Annotated in this window: 20 protein-coding genes; all 20 read left to right on the top strand. The window is 70.9% G+C overall.

What is annotated here, in order from left to right; all coding sequences use genetic code 11:
• Positions 1 to 10 precede the first annotated feature (10 nt).
• The 20 genes from argS to N553_RS0116855 all read left to right on the top strand — a co-directional run bounded on the left by argS (position 11) and on the right by N553_RS0116855 (position 20,645).
• Positions 11 to 1,690, top strand: a complete 1,680-nt coding sequence (gene argS / locus N553_RS0116760; RefSeq protein WP_028047488.1) for an arginine--tRNA ligase — start codon at positions 11 to 13, stop codon at positions 1,688 to 1,690.
• Positions 1,687 to 3,030, top strand: coding sequence for a diaminopimelate decarboxylase (gene lysA, locus N553_RS0116765; protein WP_028047489.1), 1,344 nt, complete (start codon positions 1,687 to 1,689; stop codon positions 3,028 to 3,030). Before argS ends, lysA begins: the two co-directional genes overlap by 4 nt.
• A 50-nt stretch (positions 3,031 to 3,080) precedes the next feature.
• On the top strand, positions 3,081 to 4,400 hold the full coding sequence (locus N553_RS0116770; protein ID WP_028047490.1) for a homoserine dehydrogenase: 1,320 nt from the start codon (positions 3,081 to 3,083) through the stop codon (positions 4,398 to 4,400).
• Positions 4,400 to 5,470, top strand: coding sequence for a threonine synthase (gene thrC, locus N553_RS0116775; RefSeq protein ID WP_028047491.1), 1,071 nt, complete (start codon positions 4,400 to 4,402; stop codon positions 5,468 to 5,470). The genes N553_RS0116770 and thrC overlap by 1 nt, the downstream gene beginning before the upstream one ends.
• A gap of 4 nt (positions 5,471 to 5,474) precedes the next feature.
• Positions 5,475 to 6,431 (top strand): homoserine kinase, encoded by a 957-nt coding sequence (gene thrB / locus N553_RS0116780; RefSeq protein WP_028047492.1) that lies wholly within the window; start codon positions 5,475 to 5,477, stop codon positions 6,429 to 6,431.
• A 285-nt stretch (positions 6,432 to 6,716) separates the two neighbouring features.
• Positions 6,717 to 8,762 carry a transcription termination factor Rho gene (rho, locus tag N553_RS0116785; RefSeq protein WP_028047493.1) on the top strand — a complete coding sequence of 682 codons (2,046 nt, stop codon included), beginning with the start codon at positions 6,717 to 6,719 and terminating at the stop codon, positions 8,760 to 8,762.
• A 162-nt stretch (positions 8,763 to 8,924) separates the two neighbouring features.
• On the top strand, positions 8,925 to 9,140 hold the full coding sequence (gene rpmE, locus N553_RS0116790) for a 50S ribosomal protein L31 (protein ID WP_028047494.1): 216 nt from the start codon (positions 8,925 to 8,927) through the stop codon (positions 9,138 to 9,140).
• 130 nt (positions 9,141 to 9,270) lie between these two features.
• Positions 9,271 to 10,359 (top strand): peptide chain release factor 1, encoded by a 1,089-nt coding sequence (gene prfA, locus N553_RS0116795; RefSeq protein ID WP_028047495.1) that lies wholly within the window; start codon positions 9,271 to 9,273, stop codon positions 10,357 to 10,359.
• A complete protein-coding gene (prmC, locus tag N553_RS0116800; protein WP_081844712.1) occupies positions 10,356 to 11,273 on the top strand; it encodes a peptide chain release factor N(5)-glutamine methyltransferase in 918 nt (305 codons plus the stop codon). The genes prfA and prmC overlap by 4 nt, the downstream gene beginning before the upstream one ends.
• Positions 11,270 to 11,920, top strand: coding sequence for an L-threonylcarbamoyladenylate synthase (locus N553_RS0116805; protein ID WP_028047497.1), 651 nt, complete (start codon positions 11,270 to 11,272; stop codon positions 11,918 to 11,920). Before prmC ends, N553_RS0116805 begins: the two co-directional genes overlap by 4 nt.
• Positions 11,917 to 13,032 (top strand): glycosyltransferase family 4 protein, encoded by a 1,116-nt coding sequence (locus N553_RS0116810; protein WP_028047498.1) that lies wholly within the window; start codon positions 11,917 to 11,919, stop codon positions 13,030 to 13,032. Before N553_RS0116805 ends, N553_RS0116810 begins: the two co-directional genes overlap by 4 nt.
• Complete coding sequence (locus tag N553_RS24440) at positions 13,029 to 13,523, top strand: hypothetical protein (protein WP_051640272.1); 495 nt, start codon at positions 13,029 to 13,031, stop codon at positions 13,521 to 13,523. The genes N553_RS0116810 and N553_RS24440 overlap by 4 nt, the downstream gene beginning before the upstream one ends.
• Before the next feature lie 182 nt (positions 13,524 to 13,705).
• A complete protein-coding gene (atpB, locus tag N553_RS0116820; RefSeq protein ID WP_369796720.1) occupies positions 13,706 to 14,431 on the top strand; it encodes a F0F1 ATP synthase subunit A in 726 nt (241 codons plus the stop codon).
• Between the two features lie 86 nt (positions 14,432 to 14,517).
• Entirely contained in the window at positions 14,518 to 14,754 is a 237-nt protein-coding gene (atpE, locus tag N553_RS0116825) for an ATP synthase F0 subunit C (protein WP_028047500.1), read from the top strand.
• Positions 14,751 to 15,341 (top strand): F0F1 ATP synthase subunit B, encoded by a 591-nt coding sequence (locus tag N553_RS0116830; RefSeq protein WP_028047501.1) that lies wholly within the window; start codon positions 14,751 to 14,753, stop codon positions 15,339 to 15,341. Before atpE ends, N553_RS0116830 begins: the two co-directional genes overlap by 4 nt.
• Positions 15,341 to 16,153: a F0F1 ATP synthase subunit delta gene (locus N553_RS0116835; protein WP_028047502.1), complete on the top strand. Its 813-nt coding sequence runs from the start codon at positions 15,341 to 15,343 to the stop codon at positions 16,151 to 16,153. Before N553_RS0116830 ends, N553_RS0116835 begins: the two co-directional genes overlap by 1 nt.
• A gap of 80 nt (positions 16,154 to 16,233) precedes the next feature.
• Positions 16,234 to 17,862: a F0F1 ATP synthase subunit alpha gene (gene atpA / locus N553_RS0116840; protein ID WP_028047503.1), complete on the top strand. Its 1,629-nt coding sequence runs from the start codon at positions 16,234 to 16,236 to the stop codon at positions 17,860 to 17,862.
• Between the two features lie 2 nt (positions 17,863 to 17,864).
• Positions 17,865 to 18,758, top strand: coding sequence for a F0F1 ATP synthase subunit gamma (locus tag N553_RS0116845; protein WP_028047504.1), 894 nt, complete (start codon positions 17,865 to 17,867; stop codon positions 18,756 to 18,758).
• Positions 18,759 to 18,786: 28 nt separating this feature from the next.
• Complete coding sequence (atpD, locus tag N553_RS0116850; protein ID WP_028047505.1) at positions 18,787 to 20,274, top strand: F0F1 ATP synthase subunit beta; 1,488 nt, start codon at positions 18,787 to 18,789, stop codon at positions 20,272 to 20,274.
• Between the two features lie 80 nt (positions 20,275 to 20,354).
• Positions 20,355 to 20,645: a F0F1 ATP synthase subunit epsilon gene (locus N553_RS0116855; RefSeq protein ID WP_028047506.1), complete on the top strand. Its 291-nt coding sequence runs from the start codon at positions 20,355 to 20,357 to the stop codon at positions 20,643 to 20,645.
• The last annotated feature ends 11 nt before the right edge of the window (positions 20,646 to 20,656 follow it).

Consider the following 20,656-nt stretch of genomic DNA (forward strand, 5'->3'; position numbering starts at 1 on the left):
CCCTTGCCCGGTGACTCCCGCGCAGCTCTCCGAGGCCCTCCGGGCCGCCCTCGTGCACGCCGTCGACGACGGCACGTTCGCCCTCGACCCGACCGCGATCCCCGCGACGGTGCACCTCGAGCGACCGCGGCAGCGCGAGCACGGCGACTGGGCGACCAACGTCGCGATGCAGCTCGCCAAGAAGGCCGGAACCAACCCGCGCGCGTTCGCCGAGGAGCTGGCGCGCCGGCTCGAGGCGACCGAGGGAGTCGCGACCGTGGAAGTCGCCGGACCCGGCTTCCTGAACATCCGGCTCGACGCCGCGTCGGCCGGCGAGCTGGCCCGGTCCATCGTCGAGCTCGGCGCCGCGTACGGGCGGAACGAGACGCTCGCCGGGGTGTCGCTGAATCTGGAGTTCGTCTCGGCCAACCCGACCGGGCCGCTGCACATCGGTGGCGTGCGCTGGGCGGCCGTCGGCGACAGCCTGGCCCGCGTGCTGCAGGCGTCCGGTGCGACGGTCGCCCGCGAGTACTACTTCAACGACCACGGTGCCCAGATCGACCGGTTCTCGCGCTCGTTGCTCGCCCGTGCGCTGGGCCAGCCGGCTCCCGAGGACGGCTACGGCGGGCAGTACATCACCGAGATCGCGGAGCAGGTCGTCGCGGACGCGCTCGCCGCCGGCGAGCCCGACCCCCGGACGCTGCCGACCGAGGACGCCAACGAGGCGTTCCGTGCGCGCGGCGTGGAGCTGATGTTCGCGGAGATCAAGCAGGCGCTGCACGACTTCGGCGTCGACTTCGACGTCTACTTCCACGAGGACTCGCTGCACGAGTCGGGTGCCGTCGAGCACTCCGTGGAGCGGCTGCGTGCGCAGGGCCACATCTTCGAGTCCGACGGGGCGACCTGGCTGCGCACCACCGACTTCGGGGACGACAAGGACCGCGTCGTCATCAAGCGGGACGGCGAGGCCGCCTACATCGCGGGCGACATCGCCTACTACCTGGACAAGCGGGAGCGCGGGTTCGACCGGGTCGTCATCATGCTCGGCGCCGACCACCACGGGTACGTCGCCCGCATGATGGCCGTCTGCGCCGCGTTCGGGGACACGCCTGGGGTCAACCTCGAGATCCTCATCGGCCAGATGGTCAACCTGGTCAAGGACGGCGCGCCGGTGCGGATGAGCAAGCGCGCGGGCACCGTGGTGACCATCGACGACCTCGTCGAGGCGGTCGGCGTGGACGCGGCTCGGTACGCGCTCGCACGCTCGTCGGCCGACTCCAGCATCGACCTGGACCTCGACCTGCTGTCGAGCGCCAAGAACGAGAACCCCGTGTTCTACGTCCAGTACGCGCACGCGCGGTCCGCCTCCGTGGACCGGAACGCCGAGGCCACCGGCGTGCGCCGCGAGGACGGGTTCGACGCCGCGCTGCTCGACCACGAGAGCGACTCGGTCCTGCTGGGCCGCCTCGCCGAGTTCCCGCGGATCGTGGCGCAGGCCGCCGAGCTGCGCGCGCCGCACCGCGTCGCGCGGTACCTCGAGGACCTCGCCGGGGCGTACCACACCTGGTACGGCCAGGTCCGGGTCGCGCCGTTCGGCGACGAGGTGGTCGGCGACGTGCACCGCACGCGCCTGTGGCTCAACGACGCCACCCGCCAGGTGCTGGTGAACGGGCTGGGGCTGCTGGGCGTGGGCGCCCCGGAGCGGATGTGATCGGGGAGCCCTGGTCGACGGGGGTCTCGCGGGGGTCTGACGGTGTGGTGAGCGTCGGGGGAGTGGACGTGCACACGCTCGCCGCCACGCACGGCACCCCGGCGTACGTGCTCGACGAGGCCGACCTGCGGTCGCGGGCCCGCTCCTACCGGCGAGCGTTCGAGACGGCGTTCGCCGAGATCGGCGCGGGCGTCGACGTGTATTACGCGGGCAAGGCGTTCCTGTCCGTCGCGGTCGCCCGCTGGGTGCACGAGGAGGGCCTGAGGGTCGACACCGCCACGGGCGGCGAGCTCGCGGTCGCCCTGCGCGCCGGCGTGCCGGGCGCCGACATCGGCCTGCACGGCAACAACAAGTCCGACTCGGAGATCGCGCGCGCGCTCGACGCGGGGGTCGGACGGATCATCGTCGACTCCCTCGTCGAGATCGAGCGGGTCGCGGACGCTGCGTCTGCCGAGCACCCCGCGCCCGTGATGGTCCGCGTCACCACCGGCGTGCACGCGGGCGGCCACGAGTACATCTCGACCGCGCACGAGGACCAGAAGTTCGGCCTCTCGATCCACGCCGCCAACGGCGACAGCCCGGCGATGCAGGGCCTCCTGAAGGTCCTGTCCCGACCCGAGCTGACGCTGCTCGGCATCCACTCGCACATCGGCTCGCAGATCCTCGACCCGTCGGGCTTCGAGGTCGCGGCGCGCGCGGTGCTGACCTTGCGCGCCCAGCTGGCCGAGCGCACGGGCGTGCTTGTCGAGGAGGTCGACCTCGGCGGCGGCTACGGCATCGCCTACCTGCCCGGCGAGGTCGCGCTCGACCCCGACCGGATCGCCAAGGACATCGCGTCGTCGGTGTCCGCGAGCGCGCAGGACGTGGGCACCCCGCTCCCGCGGTTCTCGATCGAGCCGGGCCGCGCGATCGTCGGGCCTGCGGGTCTGACCCTCTACACCGTCGGCACCGTCAAGCCGGTCCGCATCGACGACGGCTCGATCCGTACGTACGTCTCGGTCGACGGCGGCATGAGCGACAACATCCGTCCCGCGCTCTACGGCGCTCAATACCACGCGGAGATCGTCGGGCGTCGGTCGGACGAGTCGACAGTGCTCGCCCGCGTCGTCGGCAAGCACTGCGAGAGCGGCGACATCGTCGTGCACGAGGTGCGCCTGCCCGGGGACGTGCGTGCGGGCGACCTGCTCGCGGTGGCGGCGACCGGCGCGTACGGACGTTCCATGGCCTCCAACTACAACCACGTCCCGCGTCCGCCGGTCGTCGCGGTCGCCGACGGGCAGACGCGCGTGCTCGTGAGGCGCGAGACCGAGGACGACCTGCTCGCTCTCGACCAGGGCTGAGCCCCTATTCTTGGGGGCGCCGTCCCCACCCATCGACCGAAGGCAGTCCTGTGTCCGTGCCCGTCACCACCCGTCCACCCCTGCGCGTCGCCGTCCTCGGCTGCGGCGTCGTCGGAACGGAAGTGGTGCGGCTCCTGACGACGCAGGCGGAGGACCTCGCGGCCCGCGTCGGCGCCCGGCTCGAGCTGGTCGGCGTGGCCGTGCGCGACACCGCGGTCCCGCGTGACGCCGTTGTCGACCCGGCCCTGCTGACGACCGACGCCGAGAAGCTCGTCGAGGGTGCGGACGTCGTGGTCGAGCTCATGGGCGGGATCGAGCCCGCGCGGAGCCTGCTGCTGCGGGCGATCGCCGGCGGCGCGTCGGTGGTGACCGCCAACAAGGCGCTCCTCGCGCAGGACGGCCCGACGCTGTACGCCGCAGCCGACGAGGCCGGCGTCGACCTCTACTTCGAGGCTGCGGTCGCCGGTGCCATCCCGATCGTGCGCCCGGTCCGCGAGTCGCTGGCCGGAGACACCGTGAAGCGCGTGCTCGGCATCGTGAACGGCACCACGAACTACGTGCTCGACAAGATGGCCTCAGAGGGCCTCGACTTCGACCAGGCCGTCAAGGAGGCCCAGGCGCTGGGCTACGCCGAGGCCGACCCGACGGCGGACGTCGAGGGCTTCGACGCCGCCGCCAAGGCCGCGATCCTCGCGTCGCTGGCCTTCCACACACGCGTGTCGCTCGACGACGTGGACCGCCAGGGGATCACCGGCATCACGGCGGACGACGTGCTGTGGGCCGAGCGCACCGGCTACGTCATCAAGCTGCTGGCGATCGCGGAGCGCGGCACCTCGAACGGTGCGGCGGGGGTCCAGGTCCGCGTGCACCCCGCGCTCGTCCCGTCCCAGCACCCGCTGGCGGGCGTCCGAGGCGCGTACAACGCGGTCTTCGTCGAGGCCGAGGCCGCGGGCGAGCTCATGTTCTATGGGCGCGGCGCGGGAGGGCAGCCCACGTCGTCGGCTGTGCTCGGCGACGTCGTCTCCGTGGCGCGGCACCGCGTGCTCGGTGGTCGCGGGCCGGTCGAGTCGCGGTACGCCGAGCTGCCCGTGCTGCCTGCCGACCAGGCGCGTACCCGCTACCAGGTGCGCCTCGACGTCCTCGACCGTCCGGGGGTTCTCGCGCAGGTGGCGGCGGTCCTGGCCGAGCACGACGTGTCGATCGAGACCGTCCGCCAGTCGCCCTTGAACGACGCCGCCACGGATGTGGCGCACCTGGTCATCACCACGCACGCCGCGCCCGGCCACGCCCAGCGCGCCACGTTCGAGGCCATCGAGCGCCTCGACGTGGTCCAGCGCGTCGTCTCCGTCCTCCGAGTCGAAGGATCCTGATGGCCCACCAGTGGCGCGGCGTGATCGCCGAGTACGCCGACCGCCTGCCCGCGCACGTCCAGACGCACGTCGTCACGCTCGGGGAGGGTGGCACGCCGCTCGTCTTCTCGCCGACCCTGTCGCAGCAGACGGGCGCCGAGGTGCACATCAAGGTCGAGGGCATGAACCCGACCGGGTCGTTCAAGGACCGCGGCATGACGACCGCGATGTCCGCGGCCGCCGCACGCGGCGCCAAGGCCGTCGTCTGCGCGTCGACCGGCAACACGAGCGCCTCGGCCGCGGCGTACGCCACGCGTGCCGGCATGGTCTGCGCCGTGCTCGTCCCGGACGGCAAGATCGCGATGGGCAAGCTGAGCCAGGCCGTCGCGCACGGTGCGACGCTCCTGCAGGTCGACGGCAACTTCGACGACTGCCTGATCGCCGCGCGCAAGCTCGCCGAGGCCTACCCGGTCGAGCTCGTGAACTCGGTGAACCCTGACCGCATCGAAGGTCAGAAGACCGCGGCGTTCGAGATCGTCGACGCGCTGGGCGACGCGCCCGACATCCACGTCCTGCCGGTCGGCAACGCGGGCAACATCACGGCGTACTGGAAGGGCTACCGCGAGTACGCGGAAGCCGGACCGGCGACGCGCACCCCGATCATGTGGGGCTTCCAGGCCGACGGTGCGGCACCGATCGTGCGCGGCTACCCGATCGACCAGCCCGAGACCATCGCGACCGCGATCCGGATCGGCAACCCGGCGTCCTGGCCGCAGGCGGTCGAGGCGCGTGATGTCTCCGGTGGCCTCATCGAGGCCGTGACCGACGAGCAGATCCTCGCCGCGCACCGGGTGCTCTCGGCCGAGGTCGGGATCTTCGTCGAGCCGGCGTCGGCGTCGGGCGTCGCCGGCCTGCTCGCGCTGCACGAGGCCGGCCGCGTCCCGGCCGGCGCGCAGATCGTCATCACGGTCACGGGCCACGGGCTCAAGGACCCGCAGTGGGCACTGCGCACGCCGGACGGCGGCGACGTTGTGCCCGTGCGTGTGACGTCGGACGTCGTCTCCATCGCCACCGCTCTGAGCCTGGACTGAGGCCATGCGTCTCGGTGCGGACCACGTCCGCGTCCGCGTCCCGGCGACGAGCGCCAACCTCGGCCCCGGCTTCGACGCGCTCGGCCTCGCGCTGGACCTGGTCGACGAGCTCGAGGTGCATGCGCTCGGCTCGCCGGGGGTCCGCGTCGAGGTCACCGGAGAGGGTGCCGGGCAGGTCCCGGACGACGAGCAGCACCTGGTCATCAGCTCGCTGCGCGCGGCGCTCGACCACGTCGGCGCACCGCAGACGGGGTTGCACCTGGTCTGCCACAACCGCATCCCGCACGGCCGAGGGCTGGGTTCGTCGGCCGCGGCGGTCGTCGCCGGGATCATCGCCGCGCGGGGCCTGATCGCCGAGCCCGAGGCGCTCTCCGACGACGTCGTGATCGACCTCGCGGGGAGCATCGAGGGCCACCCGGACAACGCCGCGCCGGCGGTGCTCGGCGGGGCGACCCTCGCCTGGCACGACGACACCGGCTTCCGAGCGATCCCGCTCGCGGTGGACCCCAGGGTGGCCCCGATCGCGATCGTGCCCTCGACGCACCTCTCGACCAAGGCCGCCCGCGGCGTCCTGCCTGCGACGGTCCCGCACGCCGACGGCGCCTTCCAGGCCGGACGCTCGGCCCTGCTGGTCGAGGCTCTCGGTCGGCGGCCGGACCTGCTGCTCACGGCGACCGAGGACCGCCTCCACCAGGAGTACCGGCGCTCGGTCATGCGCGACTCGCTCGCCCTGGTGGACGCGCTGCGCTCGCGCGGGGTCGCAGCGGTGGTCTCGGGTGCCGGTCCTACGGTCCTCGTGCTCGCGCGGAGCGTCGGTGGCCCGGGCGAGGTCGCGGGCACCGACGCGGACGAGGCGATCGCAGACGCGTTCGGCGGGGTGATGGGCGGCTGGCGGGTGCTTCCGCTGGCCGTCGACCGGCGCGGCGCGACCGTCGAGCTCGGCTCGCCGTCCAGCAGGTGAACCGACCGGGTGAAGAACGCGCGTGACGGTCACCCGTCCAGGTCGGGCCGCCGAAAGTGGTAACATCGATGCGTTCCCCGGACCTCGTCCTCAGGTGATCCGTGTCGTCATTGACCGGGTGCCAAAGAAGAAGAGTCGACGACCCGGGAACGATCCAGCCCATCGCGCGCAGACGTCGACGTACGCAGCGTGTGCGGCTCCACCACCGTCTCGGTCACCACGACCAGACGTCGGTCGATCCCCGAGCACTCGGGTCCCGACCACCGACGAGGGGAAGGGTCCTTCGTGACAGACATCATCGATCCCGCCGTGAGCACGTCCGGCGGGTCCTCCCGCGGCGCCGCCATCTCGACGCTCCGCCTGCCCGAGCTGCAGGCGATGGCGTCCGAGCTGGGCGTCAAGGGCACCTCCAAGATGCGCAAGGGCGACCTCGTCCAGGCCATCTCGGACGCTCGCGGGGCTTCTCGTCCCCAGGCGCTGGAGCCGCGGCGCTCCGAGGGCAGCACGACGACCGCCGTCGCCGAGCCGCCCGCCCGGGCAGCCCGCGCGCGGCGCGGTGCAGCCCCGAAGCTCGACCTGGACGTCCTGGACGTCCCGGTGCAGGCCGAGCGTCGGCACAAGGACGTCGCCGCGCCGGCTGCGGCCAAGGACAACCCGCTCGCCGGCCTCGAGGCGGCGCTGGACGCCAAGCTCGCGCCGGTCGACGACCGTGCCGCGCGTGCCGCCGAGGCGGTCGGGACCGTGACGGGCGAGCGCCGTTCGCGCCGTTCCGGCCGGGGCGCCGGCGCACCGCAGGGGGCTGGCGAGACCGCGCAGAACGGCGAGCAGGGTGCCCCGCAGCAGGAGCGCCAGCAGAGCAGCGAGCAGCAGGACCGTCAGCAGGCGGGCAACCAGCAGGACCGCCAGCAGGGCGCACGTCAGCAGGGCGGCAGCCAGCAGGACCGTCAGCAGGCAGCCAGCCAGCCGCAGGAACGCCAGCAGTCGGGCAACCCCCAGCAGGGTCAGCAGCGTCGGGAGCACGGCTTCCAGGACGGCGAGGACGGCGAGGAGCGCGGCGGTCGTCGTCGGCGCTCACGCGACCGGTACCGCGATCGTGACCGCGACCGTAAGGGCCGCCCGACGCGGGGCCGTCCGGGCTCGGGAGAGCTTGCGGGCCTCGATGACATCGAGGTGGGCGAGGACGACATCCTGCTGCCCGTCGCGGGCATCCTCGACCTGATGGACAGCTACGCGTTCGTGCGCACCACGGGCTACCTGCCCAGCCCGAACGACGTCTACGTGTCGCTCAACCAGGTCAAGCGCTACGGCCTGCGTCGCGGTGACGCGGTGACCGGTGCGGTCCGCCAGCCGCGCGAGGGTGAGCAGCCGCCGCAGGGCAACCGGCCCAGCAAGTTCAACGCGCTGGTGCGCCTCGACTCGATCAACGGTGCCGACCCGGAGGCCGCCAAGAGCCGCCCGGAGTTCAACAAGCTCACGCCGCTCTACCCGCAGGAGCGTCTGCGTCTGGAGACCGAGCAGACCCGCCTGTCGCAGCGCGTGATCGACATCGTCGCGCCCATCGGCAAGGGCCAGCGCGGCCTCATCGTCGCGCCCCCCAAGGCGGGCAAGACGATCATCATGCAGCAGATCGCCAACGCCATCACGACCAACAACCCTGAGGTCCACCTCATGGTCGTGCTCGTCGACGAGCGCCCCGAAGAGGTCACCGACATGGAGCGCACGGTGAAGGGTGAGGTCATCGCCTCGACCTTCGACCGTCCCGCCTCCGACCACACGATCGTCGCCGAGCTCGCCATCGAGCGAGCCAAGCGGCTGGTCGAGCTGGGCCAGGACGTCGTCGTGCTCCTCGACTCGCTCACGCGTCTGTCGCGGGCCTACAACCTGGCCGCCCCGGCGTCCGGGCGCATCCTGTCCGGCGGTGTCGACGCGTCGGCGCTCTACCCGCCCAAGCGGTTCTTCGGCGCGGCCCGCAACATCGAGAACGGCGGCTCGCTGACCATCTTGGCCTCGGCGCTCGTCGAGACCGGCTCCAAGATGGACGAGGTCATCTTCGAGGAGTTCAAGGGCACCGGGAACATGGAGCTGCGGCTCTCCCGTGGCCTCGCGGACAAGCGCATCTTCCCGGCGGTCGACGTCAACGCCTCCGGCACGCGCCGCGAGGAGATCCTCATGGCGAACGACGAGCTCAAGATCATCTACAAGCTCCGCCGCGTGATGGGTGCGCTCGACCAGACGCAGGCCATCGAGCTGCTCATCGGCAAGCTCCGTGAGACCAAGTCGAACGTCGAGTTCCTGCTCCAGGTCCAGAAGACCACTCCCGGCAGCGAGTAGGTCCTGCGCCGACGACCTCGCCCTGCTGAGGGCGGGGTCGTCGCCTGCGCGGGATGATTTCAGGCCGCGTCGCTGTTCTGGCACAATGGTTCGCTGGTCTGCGGTTCACCGGCGCCGTCTTGTGCGTCCGGACCCGGAGACACCCACCCAAGGAGAAGTTCTGTGAAGGCTGACATCCACCCCCAGTACGTGGCCACCGTGGTCACCTGCACCTGCGGCAACTCGTTCACCACGAAGTCGACCGTGACGAGCGGCAAGATCCACGCCGACGTGTGCAACGCCTGCCACCCGTTCTACACGGGCAAGCAGAAGATCCTCGACACCGGCGGCCGCGTGGCCCGGTTCGAGGCGCGCTACGGCAAGAAGGACGCCAACTAGCAACCCCGCAGCGCCGGTGCCCGGCGCGGACCACTGCCCTCCATGGCAGTGTCCGCGCGGGCACCGGCGCTGTGTCGTTGTCGGAGGGTTCTGAACACCCGAGCACCAACCCAGCCAGAGGACTCCACGCATGAGCGAGGCATTCGCCGCCGCCGAGCCGCTGCTCGCCGAGCACGCCCAGATCGAGGCGCAGCTGGCCGACCCCGCGGTGCACGCCGACGCCGCGAACGCGCGCAAGCTGGGCCGTCGGTACGCCGAGCTCGGGCAGGTGGCCCAGGCCTACACCGCCTGGAAGGCCGCGAGCGACGACGCGGACGCGGCCCGGGAGCTGGCGGAGGTCGACGAGGGGTTCGCCGCCGAGCTCCCGGCGCTCGAGCAGGTCGCCGCGGCCGCCGGCGCGCGGTTGCGTGAGGTCCTGATCCCACGCGACCCCGACGACGCCCGCGACGTGATCCTCGAGGTCAAGGCGGGGGAGGGCGGCGAGGAGTCGGCGTTGTTCGCGGCCGACCTGCTGCGGATGTACACCCGGTACGCGGAGAAGATGGGCTGGGCGACGCAGCTGCTGGGCAGCACGGACTCCGACCTCGGCGGGTACAAGGACGCGCAGCTCGCCATCAAGTCACGCGGCACGGTCGCGCCCGAGGACGGCGTGTGGGCGCACCTGAAGTACGAGGGCGGCGTCCACCGGGTGCAGCGTGTGCCGGTGACGGAGTCGCAGGGACGGATCCACACCTCGGCGGCGGGCGTGCTGGTGTTCCCCGAGGTCGAGGACGAGGCCGAGGTCGAGATCGACCCCAACGACCTGCGCATCGACGTGTACCGGTCCTCGGGTCCCGGCGGTCAGTCGGTGAACACCACGGACTCCGCGGTCCGCATCACCCACCTGCCCACAGGCATCGTCGTCTCGATGCAGAACGAGAAGTCGCAGCTGCAGAACCGTGAGCAGGGCATGCGCGTGCTGCGGGCGCGCATCCTGGCGGCCCGGCAGGAGGAGGCAGCCGCCGCGGCGAGCGAGGCGCGCCGCAGCCAGGTCCGCACGGTCGACAGGTCCGAGCGCATCCGCACGTACAACTTCCCGGAGAACCGCATCGCGGACCACCGGACCGGCTACAAGGCCTACAACCTGGACGCGGTCCTCGGCGGTGAGCTGGCGCCCGTCGTGCAGTCGGCGATCGACGCCGACGAGGCGGCGCGACTGGCAGCGGCAGGCGACGCGTGACCACGACGAACGGCGAACCTGCGACGCGGCAGCCGACGATCAGGGACCTGGTCGAGGGTGCGGCGAAGCTTCTGGACCAGGCAGGCGTCCAGGCTCCGCGGCACGACGCGACCGCGCTCGCCGCGCACGTCCTCGGCCTCGACCGGCTGGAGCTCGCCCTTGCGCCACCTGTACCGGACGGGTTCGCGCACACCTACGCCTCCCTGGTGGAGCGTCGCCGGAACCGAGAGCCCTTGCAGCACCTGGTCGGCTCCACGGGTTTCCGGTACCTGACGCTGCTGGTCGAGCCGGGCGTCTTCGTCCCGCGGCCCGAGACGGAGGTCGTGGCGCAGGTCGCGATCGACGGCGCCTCCGACCTCGTGGACGCGCTCGTGGTCGACCTGTGCTGCGGCGCGGGCGGCATCGCGGTCGCGGTGGCCACCGAGGTCCCGCGCGCGACGGTCGTCGCCGTCGACCTGTCGCCGGCGGCCGTGGCCCTGACCAGGAAGAACGCCGCCCACAACGGCGCGGTGAACCTCACGGTCGAGCACGGCGACGTCACCGACGCCGCGCTGCTGCGCGACCTGGACGGCCGGGTCGACGTCCTCGTCGCCAACCCGCCCTACATCCCACCCGACGCAGAACCGGTCGACCCCGAGGTACGCGACCACGACCCGGACCTCGCTCTCTACGGCGGAGGGCTGGACGGCCTGGAGGTCCCGCGCGCGGTGATCGCCGCGGCGGCGCGTCTCCTCAAGGCGGGCGGGCTGCTGGTGATGGAGCACGCCGAGGTCCAGGACGCCGCAGCGCGTGCCGCGGCGGAGTCGACGGGCGCGTTCGAGCGGATCGAGTCTCGCGACGACCTCACGGGCCGCCCCCGGATGCTCGTCGCACGCCGGAGCTCCCATCCTCTCGTGACAGACTCGGCGCCGTGAATCAGCGCATCACGCCGGCGAGCGACCCTACGACCTGGGGTCCCGCCATCGACGAGGCGGTCAATGTCATCTCGCGCGGCGGCCTGGTCGTCCTGCCGACCGACACGGTCTACGGGATCGGTGCCGACGCCTTCACCCCACCCGCGGTGCAGGCCCTCCTGGACGCGAAGGGCCGAGGCCGGCAGATGCCGCCGCCGGTCCTGATCGCCGATGTCGCCGTGCTGGACGGCCTCGCCGTCAACGTGCCGGTCGGCGCCCGCGCCCTGGCGACGCAGTTCTGGCCGGGAGGGCTCACGCTCATCGTGCACGCCCAGCCGTCGCTCGCCTGGGACCTCGGCGAGACGAACGGCACGGTCGCACTGCGGATGCCGGACCACCCCACCGCACTCGCGCTGCTCAGGCGCACGGGCCCGCTCGCCGTCTCGAGCGCGAACACCACGGGTCAGCCGGCGGCAGTCACGGCCGACGGTGCGTACGAGCAGCTCGGTGACGCGGTCGCGCTGTACCTCGATGGCGGTGATGCGCCGGGGCAGGTCGCCTCCAGCATCGTCGATGCGACGGGCGACTCCCTGCGCCTCGTCCGCGCGGGCGCGATCAGCCTCGAGCAGCTGCGCGAGATCGCCCACGTGGAGGAGCCCGCTCCGTGAGGGTCTACCTGCTCGTCATGTTCATCGCGGCGACGGTCGCGTACCTGACGACGCCCCTGGCTCGCTGGTGCGCACTGCGCTGGGGTGCCATCACGGCCGTGCGCGAGCGCGACGTGCACGCGATACCGACGCCGCGGCTCGGTGGCATGGCGATGTTCGCGGCGATCCTCGTCGCGGTCCTCATGGCCAGCCGGCTGCCGTTCCTGGAGAGCGTCTACGCCAACCCGCGCCCGCTCCTGGGCATCGTCGGGGGTGCGGGCATGGTCTGCGCCCTGGGCGTCGCCGACGACATCTGGGACCTCGACTGGCTGACCAAGCTCATGGGTCAGGTCCTGGCGGCCGGGTTCCTCGTGTGGCAGGGCGTCCGGCTCTACCAGCTGCCCATCGGCGGGCTGACCGTCGGCTCCTGGGGCTTGTGGACGTTCCTGACGATCCTCACGGTCGTGGTCGCCATGAACGCGGTGAACTTCGTCGACGGTCTCGACGGGCTCGCTGCCGGGGTGCTGGCCATCGGCGGCACGGCGTTCTTCCTCTACGCCTACCTGCTCACGCGTGACGTGAACTCGGGAACCTACGCGAACGCGAGCCTCGCGGCGCTCGTGCTCGTCGTGCTCGTCGGTGCGTGCGTCGGCTTCCTGCCGCACAACGTGTACCCGGCCCGGATCTTCATGGGGGACTCGGGCGCGATGCTGCTCGGCTTCGTCTTCTCGTCGGCGGCGATCGTGGTCACCGGGCAGACGGAGCAGGTGCTCGACAGGCAGCGCTTCCCGGCGTTCCTGCCCATGGTGCTTCCGGTCGCGGTGCTGCTCCTGCCCCTGCTGGACATGGGCCTCGCGATCGTGCGACGGGTCGGCAAGGGCAAGTCGCCGTTCCACCCCGACCGCATGCACCTGCACCACCGCCTGCTGGCGCTCGGGCACTCGCACCGGCGCGCGGTCGCGATCATGTACGTCTGGACGGCCGTCTTCGCGTTCGGCGTCGCCGCCCTGTACCTCTGGTCGACCACGACCGTCCTGCTGCTGTTCGGCGGCGCGGTCGTCGTCGCCACGTTCCTCACGCTCGGGCCGCTGCGCGGCCGGGCGACCGCACCCTCCTTGGAGTCCACGCCGTGACCTCGCCCACCACCCCGCCACGGTCCAGCGCGGACGACGTGTTCAGCCGGGCCCTGCGCGACATGCTCGTGCTGCTGGGCATCCTCACGGTCGTGGGTGTCGTCGTCGGCTACCTCGTGGACGGCGCGGCCGGTGTGTGGGGCGCACTCATCGGCGTGCTCGTCGCCCTCATCTTCTCCGGCACCACCGTGATCTCGGTGTGGCGCACCTCGAAGTCGGCCCCGACGACGATGCTCGCGGTCCTGATGGGTGCGTGGCTGGGGAAGATCATCCTGGTCATCGTCGTGCTCGCCTCCATCCGACACCTCGACTTCTACAACCCCCAGGTGCTCGCGACCGTGCTCATGGTCGGGGTCATCGGGTCGGCCGTCCTGGACGCCCGTGCGGTGCAGCGCGGACGTGTCACCTACTTCGACGAGCAGCCCGCCCAGACGGGCGTCCAGGAGCACCCGAACGGCTCAGGCGCGGGTCAGGACCAAGCATCGTCATGAGTTAGGCTTCCCCCATCCACGACGGCCCGGCGCCGTGCCTGTGCCCGCACTGACGCGGCACGCCGGCGCACACGACCACCCAGGAGACCGCCCTGTCCAGCCTTGCGACGCTTCTGCCGCTCGCCACGGATGACGGCAGTGGTGGCTTCCACCCGCCTTCGCTCGCAGAATTCTTCCCGCCGGTGATCTTCTTCGAGGACACGGTCTTCGAGATCAACCGCATCATCCTGGTCCGCTTCATCGCCGTCGCGGTCTTCCTGGTGATCTTCGTCATCGGGGCCCGTCGCGCGAAGCTCGTCCCGGGCCGCTTCCAGGGTGCGCTCGAGATGAGTCTCGACTTCTGCCGGACCCAGATCGCGTACGAGATCCTCGGTGAGAAGGACGGCAAGAAGTACGTCCCGGTCATCACGACGATCTTCTTCTCGATCTTCTTCTTCAACATCACCGGCGTGATCCCGTTCCTCAACATCGCCGGAACCTCGGTCATCGGTCTGCCGATCATCTTCGCCCTCTGGGTGTACTTCATGTACCTGTCGCAGGGCGTCAAGAAGTTCGGCGTCGGCGGCTACCTCAAGCACAGCCTCTTCCCCCCGGGCGTGCCGTGGCCGATCTACTTCCTGCTCACGCCGGTGGAGTTCCTGCAGGTCTTCCTGCTCCGGCCGGCGACGCTCGTCATCCGGCTCCTGGCCAACATGATGGCCGGTCACCTCCTGCTCGCCCTGTGCTTCGCGGCCACGTCGTTCCTCTTGTTCGAGGCGTCCGCCGGGCTCAAGGCATTCGGCGTCGTGACCTTCGCAGCCGGTTTCGCCTTCTACCTGCTCGAGGTCTTCGTCGCGCTGCTCCAGGCGTACGTGTTCTCGATCCTCACCGCTGTCTACCTGCAGATGTCGATCTCGGAAGAGCACTGATCGACGCACCTCCAGCGACGGGCTGATCCCGGACCGTCGCCCGCAACGGACGCGCCGAGCGGCGCGCAGATGAAAGGAACCAGCCCGTGCTTACCGCAGCAGCAGAAGCCACCACCACCATCAACGGTCTCGCCCTGGTCGGATACGGTCTGGCGGCCATCGGCCCCGGCATCGGCCTCGGCATCCTGTTCGGCAAGACGATCGAGGGCATGGCGCGCCAGCCTGAGATGTCCGGCCAGCTCCGTTCGACGATGTTCATCGGCCTGGCGTTCATCGAGATCCTCGCGCTCCTCGCGATCGCGACGCCCTTCTTCTTGAAGTGATCGCCGCGCAGCTCGCCGCCGCCGCGCACAGCGTCGCGGCGGCCACCGAGACCGAGGAGCTGAACCCGCTCCTGCCCGAGTGGTACGACATCATCTGGTCGCTCGTCATCGTCGTGGTCATCTACTTCGTTTTCATGAAGTACGCGCTGCCGAAGTTCCAGGCGTTGCTCGACGAGCGCACGGAGAAGATCGAGGGCGGTCTGCAGCACGCCGAAGCCGCCCAGGCAGAGGCGGCAGCCCTGCGCGCGGAGTACGAGCAGCAGCTCGCCGACGCTCGCACGGAGGCGGCCCGCATCAAGGAGGCGGCCCGCGCCGAGGGTGGCGTCATCGTCACCGAGGCCAAGGCCAAGGCCTCCACGGAGGCGGCACGCGCCGTCGAGACGGCCCAGCGCACGATCGAGGCCGAGCGTCAGCAGGCGGCGGTCTCGCTGCGTGCGGACGTCGGCGCGCTGGCCACCGAGCTCGCGTCGAAGATCGTGGGTGAGTCCCTCGAGGACACGGCCCGCCAGTCGCGCGTGGTCGACCGGTTCCTCGCCGACCTCGAAGCCTCGACGGCAGCCACCACGGCGCCGAACAAGGAGAACTGATGCGCGGAACGAGTCTCGCTTCGCTCGCGGCGGCCCAGGAGCGGTTTACCCCGGTCCTGGCCGCGGCGGGCAAGCAGGCGGACATGCTCGGCGAGCAGCTGTTCGCCGTCGTGGACGCCCTGGACTCCTCGGGTTCGCTTCGGCGGACCCTGTCGGACCCGGCACTGCCGGGGGACGCCAAGGCCGGGGTCGTCGCTGCCGTGCTGGCACGGTCCGACGAGCGCGTGGTCGCCGCCGTCTCCGACCTCGTGCGGTCGCGGTGGACGTCCCAGGACGATCTGGGCGACGCCGTGGAGCAGCTCGGGTTCGACGCACTGCTCGCGTCTGCCGAGGCAGCCGGGCACCTGGAGCTCGTCGAGGACGAGATCTTCCGGATCACCCGGATGCTCGTGGGCCAGCGAGAGGTGCGTTCCGCCCTCTTCGACGCCCGGGGCACCCGCGAGAACCGCGTCGCGCTCGTCGACGAGCTGCTCGCCGGCCGCGTCAGTGACACGACGCTCCAGGTGGCCCGCCGGGCTACCGCCGCGCCACGCGGCAAGCGGTTCGTGGCCACGCTCGGGCACGTGGCCGATCTGGCGGCGGACCGACGCAGGCGCCTCGTCGCTGCGGTGACCACCGGCAGCGAGCTGTCCCAGGCACAGATGGACCGCCTCGGTGCGGTCCTGCAGCAGGCCTACGGACGCGAGCTCCAGCTCAACGTGACGGTGGACCCCGAGATCCTCGGTGGTCTGCGCATCCAGGTGGGTGCGGACGTGGTCGACTCGACCGTGCTCGCCCGGCTGGCCGACGCACGACGACGACTTGCCAGCTGAGTATCGGCCTCTGCCGACCCATCGAACGACGTGAACGAACGTACGACCCCGCACCGCGTGGTCACGACAGGAGAAGAGCAATGGCTGAGCTGACGATCCGGCCGGACGAGATCCGGGCCGCGCTGGACAGCTTCGTGAAGTCCTACGAGCCGAGCGGCGTGGTGACCGAAGAGGTCGGCCGCGTGACGCTGACGGCCGACGGCATCGCGCAGGTCGAAGGTCTGCCCGGCGCCATGGCGAACGAGCTGCTCCGCTTCGAGGACGGCACGCTCGGCCTCGCGCTCAACCTCGACGTCCGCGAGATCGGCGTCGTCGTCCTGGGCGAGTTCACGGGCATCGAGGAGGGCCAGGAGGTCCGCCGTACGGGCGAGGTCCTCTCGGTCCCCGTCGGCGACGGCTACCTCGGCCGCGTCGTGGACCCGCTGGGCCAGCCGATCGACGGTCTGGGCGAGCTGGAGACCGACGGTCGCCGCGCGCTCGAGCTGCAGGCGCCCGGCGTCATGCACCGCAAGTCGGTCGACGAGCCGCTGCAGACCGGCCTGAAGGCCATCGACGCGATGATCCCCATCGGCCGCGGCCAGCGTCAGCTCATCATCGGCGACCGCCAGACCGGCAAGTCGGCCATCGCGATCGACACGATCATCAACCAGAAGGCCAACTGGGAGACCGGCGACCCGACGAAGCAGGTCCGCTGCATCTACGTCGCCATCGGTCAGAAGGGCTCCACCATCGCCGCCGTCCGCGGCGCCCTGGAGGAGGCCGGCGCCCTGGAGTACACGACGATCGTCGCGGCACCCGCGTCCGACCCGGCCGGCTTCAAGTACCTCGCGCCGTACACCGGCTCGGCCATCGGCCAGCACTGGATGTACCAGGGCAAGCACGTCCTGATCGTCTTCGACGACCTGTCCAAGCAGGCCGAGGCCTACCGTGCCGTGTCGCTCCTCCTACGTCGCCCGCCGGGCCGCGAGGCCTACCCCGGTGACGTCTTCTACCTGCACTCCCGTCTGCTCGAGCGCTGTGCCAAGCTCTCCGACGAGCTGGGCGGCGGCTCGATGACGGGCCTGCCCCTCATCGAGACCAAGGCCAACGACGTGTCGGCGTACATCCCGACCAACGTCATCTCGATCACCGACGGCCAGATCTTCCTGCAGTCGGACCTGTTCAACGCCGACCAGCGTCCCGCCGTCGACGTCGGCATCTCGGTGTCCCGCGTCGGTGGTGCCGCCCAGGTCAAGGCCATGAAGAAGGTCTCCGGCACGCTGAAGCTCGACCTGGCGCAGTTCCGCTCGCTCGAGGCGTTCGCGATGTTCGCGTCCGACCTGGACGCCGCCTCTCGCGCCCAGCTGACCCGTGGGGCGCGCCTGATGGAGCTGCTCAAGCAGGGCCAGTACTCGCCGTACCCGGTCGAGGACCAGGTCGCGTCGATCTGGGCCGGCACCAAGGGCAAGCTGGACGACGTCCCGCTCGAGGACGTGCGCCGGTTCGAGTCCGAGCTGCTCGACCACCTGCGCCGCAACACCGAGGTCCTCTCCACGATCGCCTCCAGCGGCAAGCTCGAGGACGAGACGGAGAAGGCGCTCGAGAACGCGATCGAGGACTTCCGCAACGGCTTCCTCCTCGCCGACGGGACGACGCTCGTCGGCTCGTCGGACGATGACGCCGTGGTGGCCGTCGAGCAGGAGCAGATCGTCCGGCAGAAGAAGGGCTGACCGTGGCAGGTCAGCAGCGCGTCTACCGGCAGCGGATCCGGTCGACACAGTCGCTCAAGAAGATCTTCCGCGCGATGGAGCTCATCGCTGCCTCGCGTATCGGGAAGGCTCGGGCTCGCGTCACGGCGGCGACGCCGTACGCGCGCGCGCTGACCCGGGCGGTCTCGGCGGTGGCGACGCACTCCAACGTGTCGCACCCGCTCGTCACCGAGCGCACCGACACCAACCGCGTGGCCGTGCTCGTGGTGACGTCGGACCGCGGCATGGCGGGTGCCTACTCGGCGAGCGCGATCCGTGAGGCCGAGCGCCTGATCGGACGCCTCACCGAGGCGGGCAAGGAGCCCGTCGTGTACGCGACGGGCCGGCGCGCGGTCTCCTACTACGCGTTCCGCGGGCGCGAGCTCGCCGGGCAGTGGACGGGCAACTCGGACGCTCCCTCGGTGGAGACCGCCGACGAGATCGCCGACGCCCTGCTCACCGCGTTCGGCGCACCGGCGGACGAGGGCGGCGTCTCGGAGCTGCACGTCGTGTTCACGCAGTTCAAGAACATGGTCACGCAGACGCCGCACGTCATCCGGCTGCTCCCGCTCGAGATCGTCGACGGTGTCGAGCCGCTCGCCGACGACGAGATCGCGCCGCTGTACGAGTTCGAGCCGTCGCCGGAGGACGTCCTGGACGCCCTTCTGCCGCGGTACATCCGCAGCCGCATCTACACCTGCCTGCTGCAGGCGGCGGCGTCCGAGCTGGCTGCCCGCCAGCGTGCGATGCACACCGCCACCGAGAACGCGGAGGACCTGGTGCGCATGTACACCCGGCTCGCCAACCAGGCCCGCCAGGCCGAGATCACGCAAGAGATCAGCGAGATCGTGTCGGGCGCCGACGCGCTCGCCTCCTGACATTTCAGAGACGAACCGGAGAGACATCATGACTGCCACCACCACCGAAGCTGGCGTCCAGCACGCCAGTGGCCCCGGCGTGGGTCGGGTCGCCCGGGTCATCGGACCCGTCGTCGACATCGAGTTCCCGTCCGACCAGATCCCCGAGATCTACAACGCCCTCGAGGTCGACATCGACCTGTCGACGCAGGGCGAGGGCGAGGCCGCGGGTGCGACGACGATGACCCTCGAGGTCGCGCAGCACCTCGGTGACTCGCTGATCCGCGCCATCGCGCTCAAGCCGACCGACGGCCTGGTCCGCGGCGCACTCGTGCGCGACACCGGCGAGGCCATCAGCGTGCCCGTCGGCGATGTCACCAAGGGTCACGTCTTCAACGTCATCGGCGAGGTGCTCAACCTCAAGGAGGGCGAGAAGTTCGAGGTGACCGAGCGCTGGCCGATCCACCGCAAGCCCCCGGCCTTCGACCAGCTCGAGTCCAAGACGCAGATGTTCGAGACCGGCATCAAGGTCATCGACCTGCTCACGCCGTACGTGCTCGGCGGGAAGATCGGCCTGTTCGGTGGCGCCGGTGTCGGCAAGACGGTCCTCATCCAGGAGATGATCCAGCGCGTCGCGCTCAACCACGGTGGTGTGTCGGTGTTCGCCGGTGTCGGCGAGCGCACCCGTGAGGGCAACGACCTGATCGTCGAGATGGAGGAGGCCGGCGTCTTCGACAAGACGGCGCTCGTCTTCGGCCAGATGGACGAGCCGCCGGGCACGCGTCTGCGCGTCGCCCTGTCCGCGCTGACGATGGCGGAGTACTTCCGCGACGTGCAGAAGCAGGACGTGCTGCTCTTCATCGACAACATCTTCCGCTTCACGCAGGCCGGCTCCGAGGTCTCGACGCTGCTCGGCCGCATGCCGTCCGCGGTCGGCTACCAGCCGAACCTCGCCGACGAGATGGGCATCCTGCAGGAGCGCATCACGTCGACGCGTGGTCACTCGATCACCTCGCTGCAGGCGATCTACGTGCCCGCCGACGACTACACCGACCCGGCTCCGGCCACGACGTTCGCGCACCTGGACGCGACGACCGAGCTGTCGCGTGAGATCGCGTCGCGCGGTCTGTACCCCGCGGTCGACCCGCTGACGTCCACGAGCCGCATCCTCGACCCGCGGTACGTCGGCCAGGCGCACTACGACGCCGCGACCCGCGTGAAGTCGATCCTGCAGCGCAACAAGGAGCTCCAGGACATCATCGCGATCCTCGGTGTCGACGAGCTGTCGGAGGAGGACAAGACGGTCGTGGCGCGTGCGCGCCGCATCCAGCAGTTCCTCTCGCAGAACACGTACATGGCCGAGAAGTTCACCGGTGTCGTCGGCTCGACGGTGCCGCTCACGGAGACGGTCGAGGCCTTCGGCAAGATCGCCGACGGCGAGTTCGACCACATCGCCGAGCAGGCCTTCTTCAACATCGGCGGCCTCGAGGACCTCGAGCGCAACTGGGCCCGCATCCAGAAGGACTACGGCGTCTGATCCTGCTGTCCCGCACGGACGCCGTCGCTGACGGCGTCCGTGCGCATCGTTAGCCGCCACATACTTGTGAAGGAGGGCTCATGGCAGACATCGAGGTCGAGATCGTCGGCGCCGAGGGCAAGCTCTGGTCCGGCAGCGCCCGGCAGGTCTCGGCGAAGGCCGGCGAGGGCGAGATCGGCATCCTTGCCGGGCACGAGCCCGTGCTGTCCGTGCTCAAGCCGGGCGAGATCCGGGTCTTCCCGGTCGGCGGCGGCCAGCCCGAGCGCTGGCAGGTCGAGGGCGGATTCCTGTCCTTCGACTCCAACCACCTGACGATCGTCGTCGATGACGCCGTGGCCGGCGCTCGGCCTGCGGCTCCCACCGCGCACTGAGACCAGTCCAC

Origin of the sequence: Cellulomonas sp. URHE0023, assembly GCF_000688475.1 — a bacterium.
In the GTDB taxonomy this organism is placed as follows: Bacteria; Actinomycetota; Actinomycetes; order Actinomycetales; family Cellulomonadaceae; genus Cellulomonas.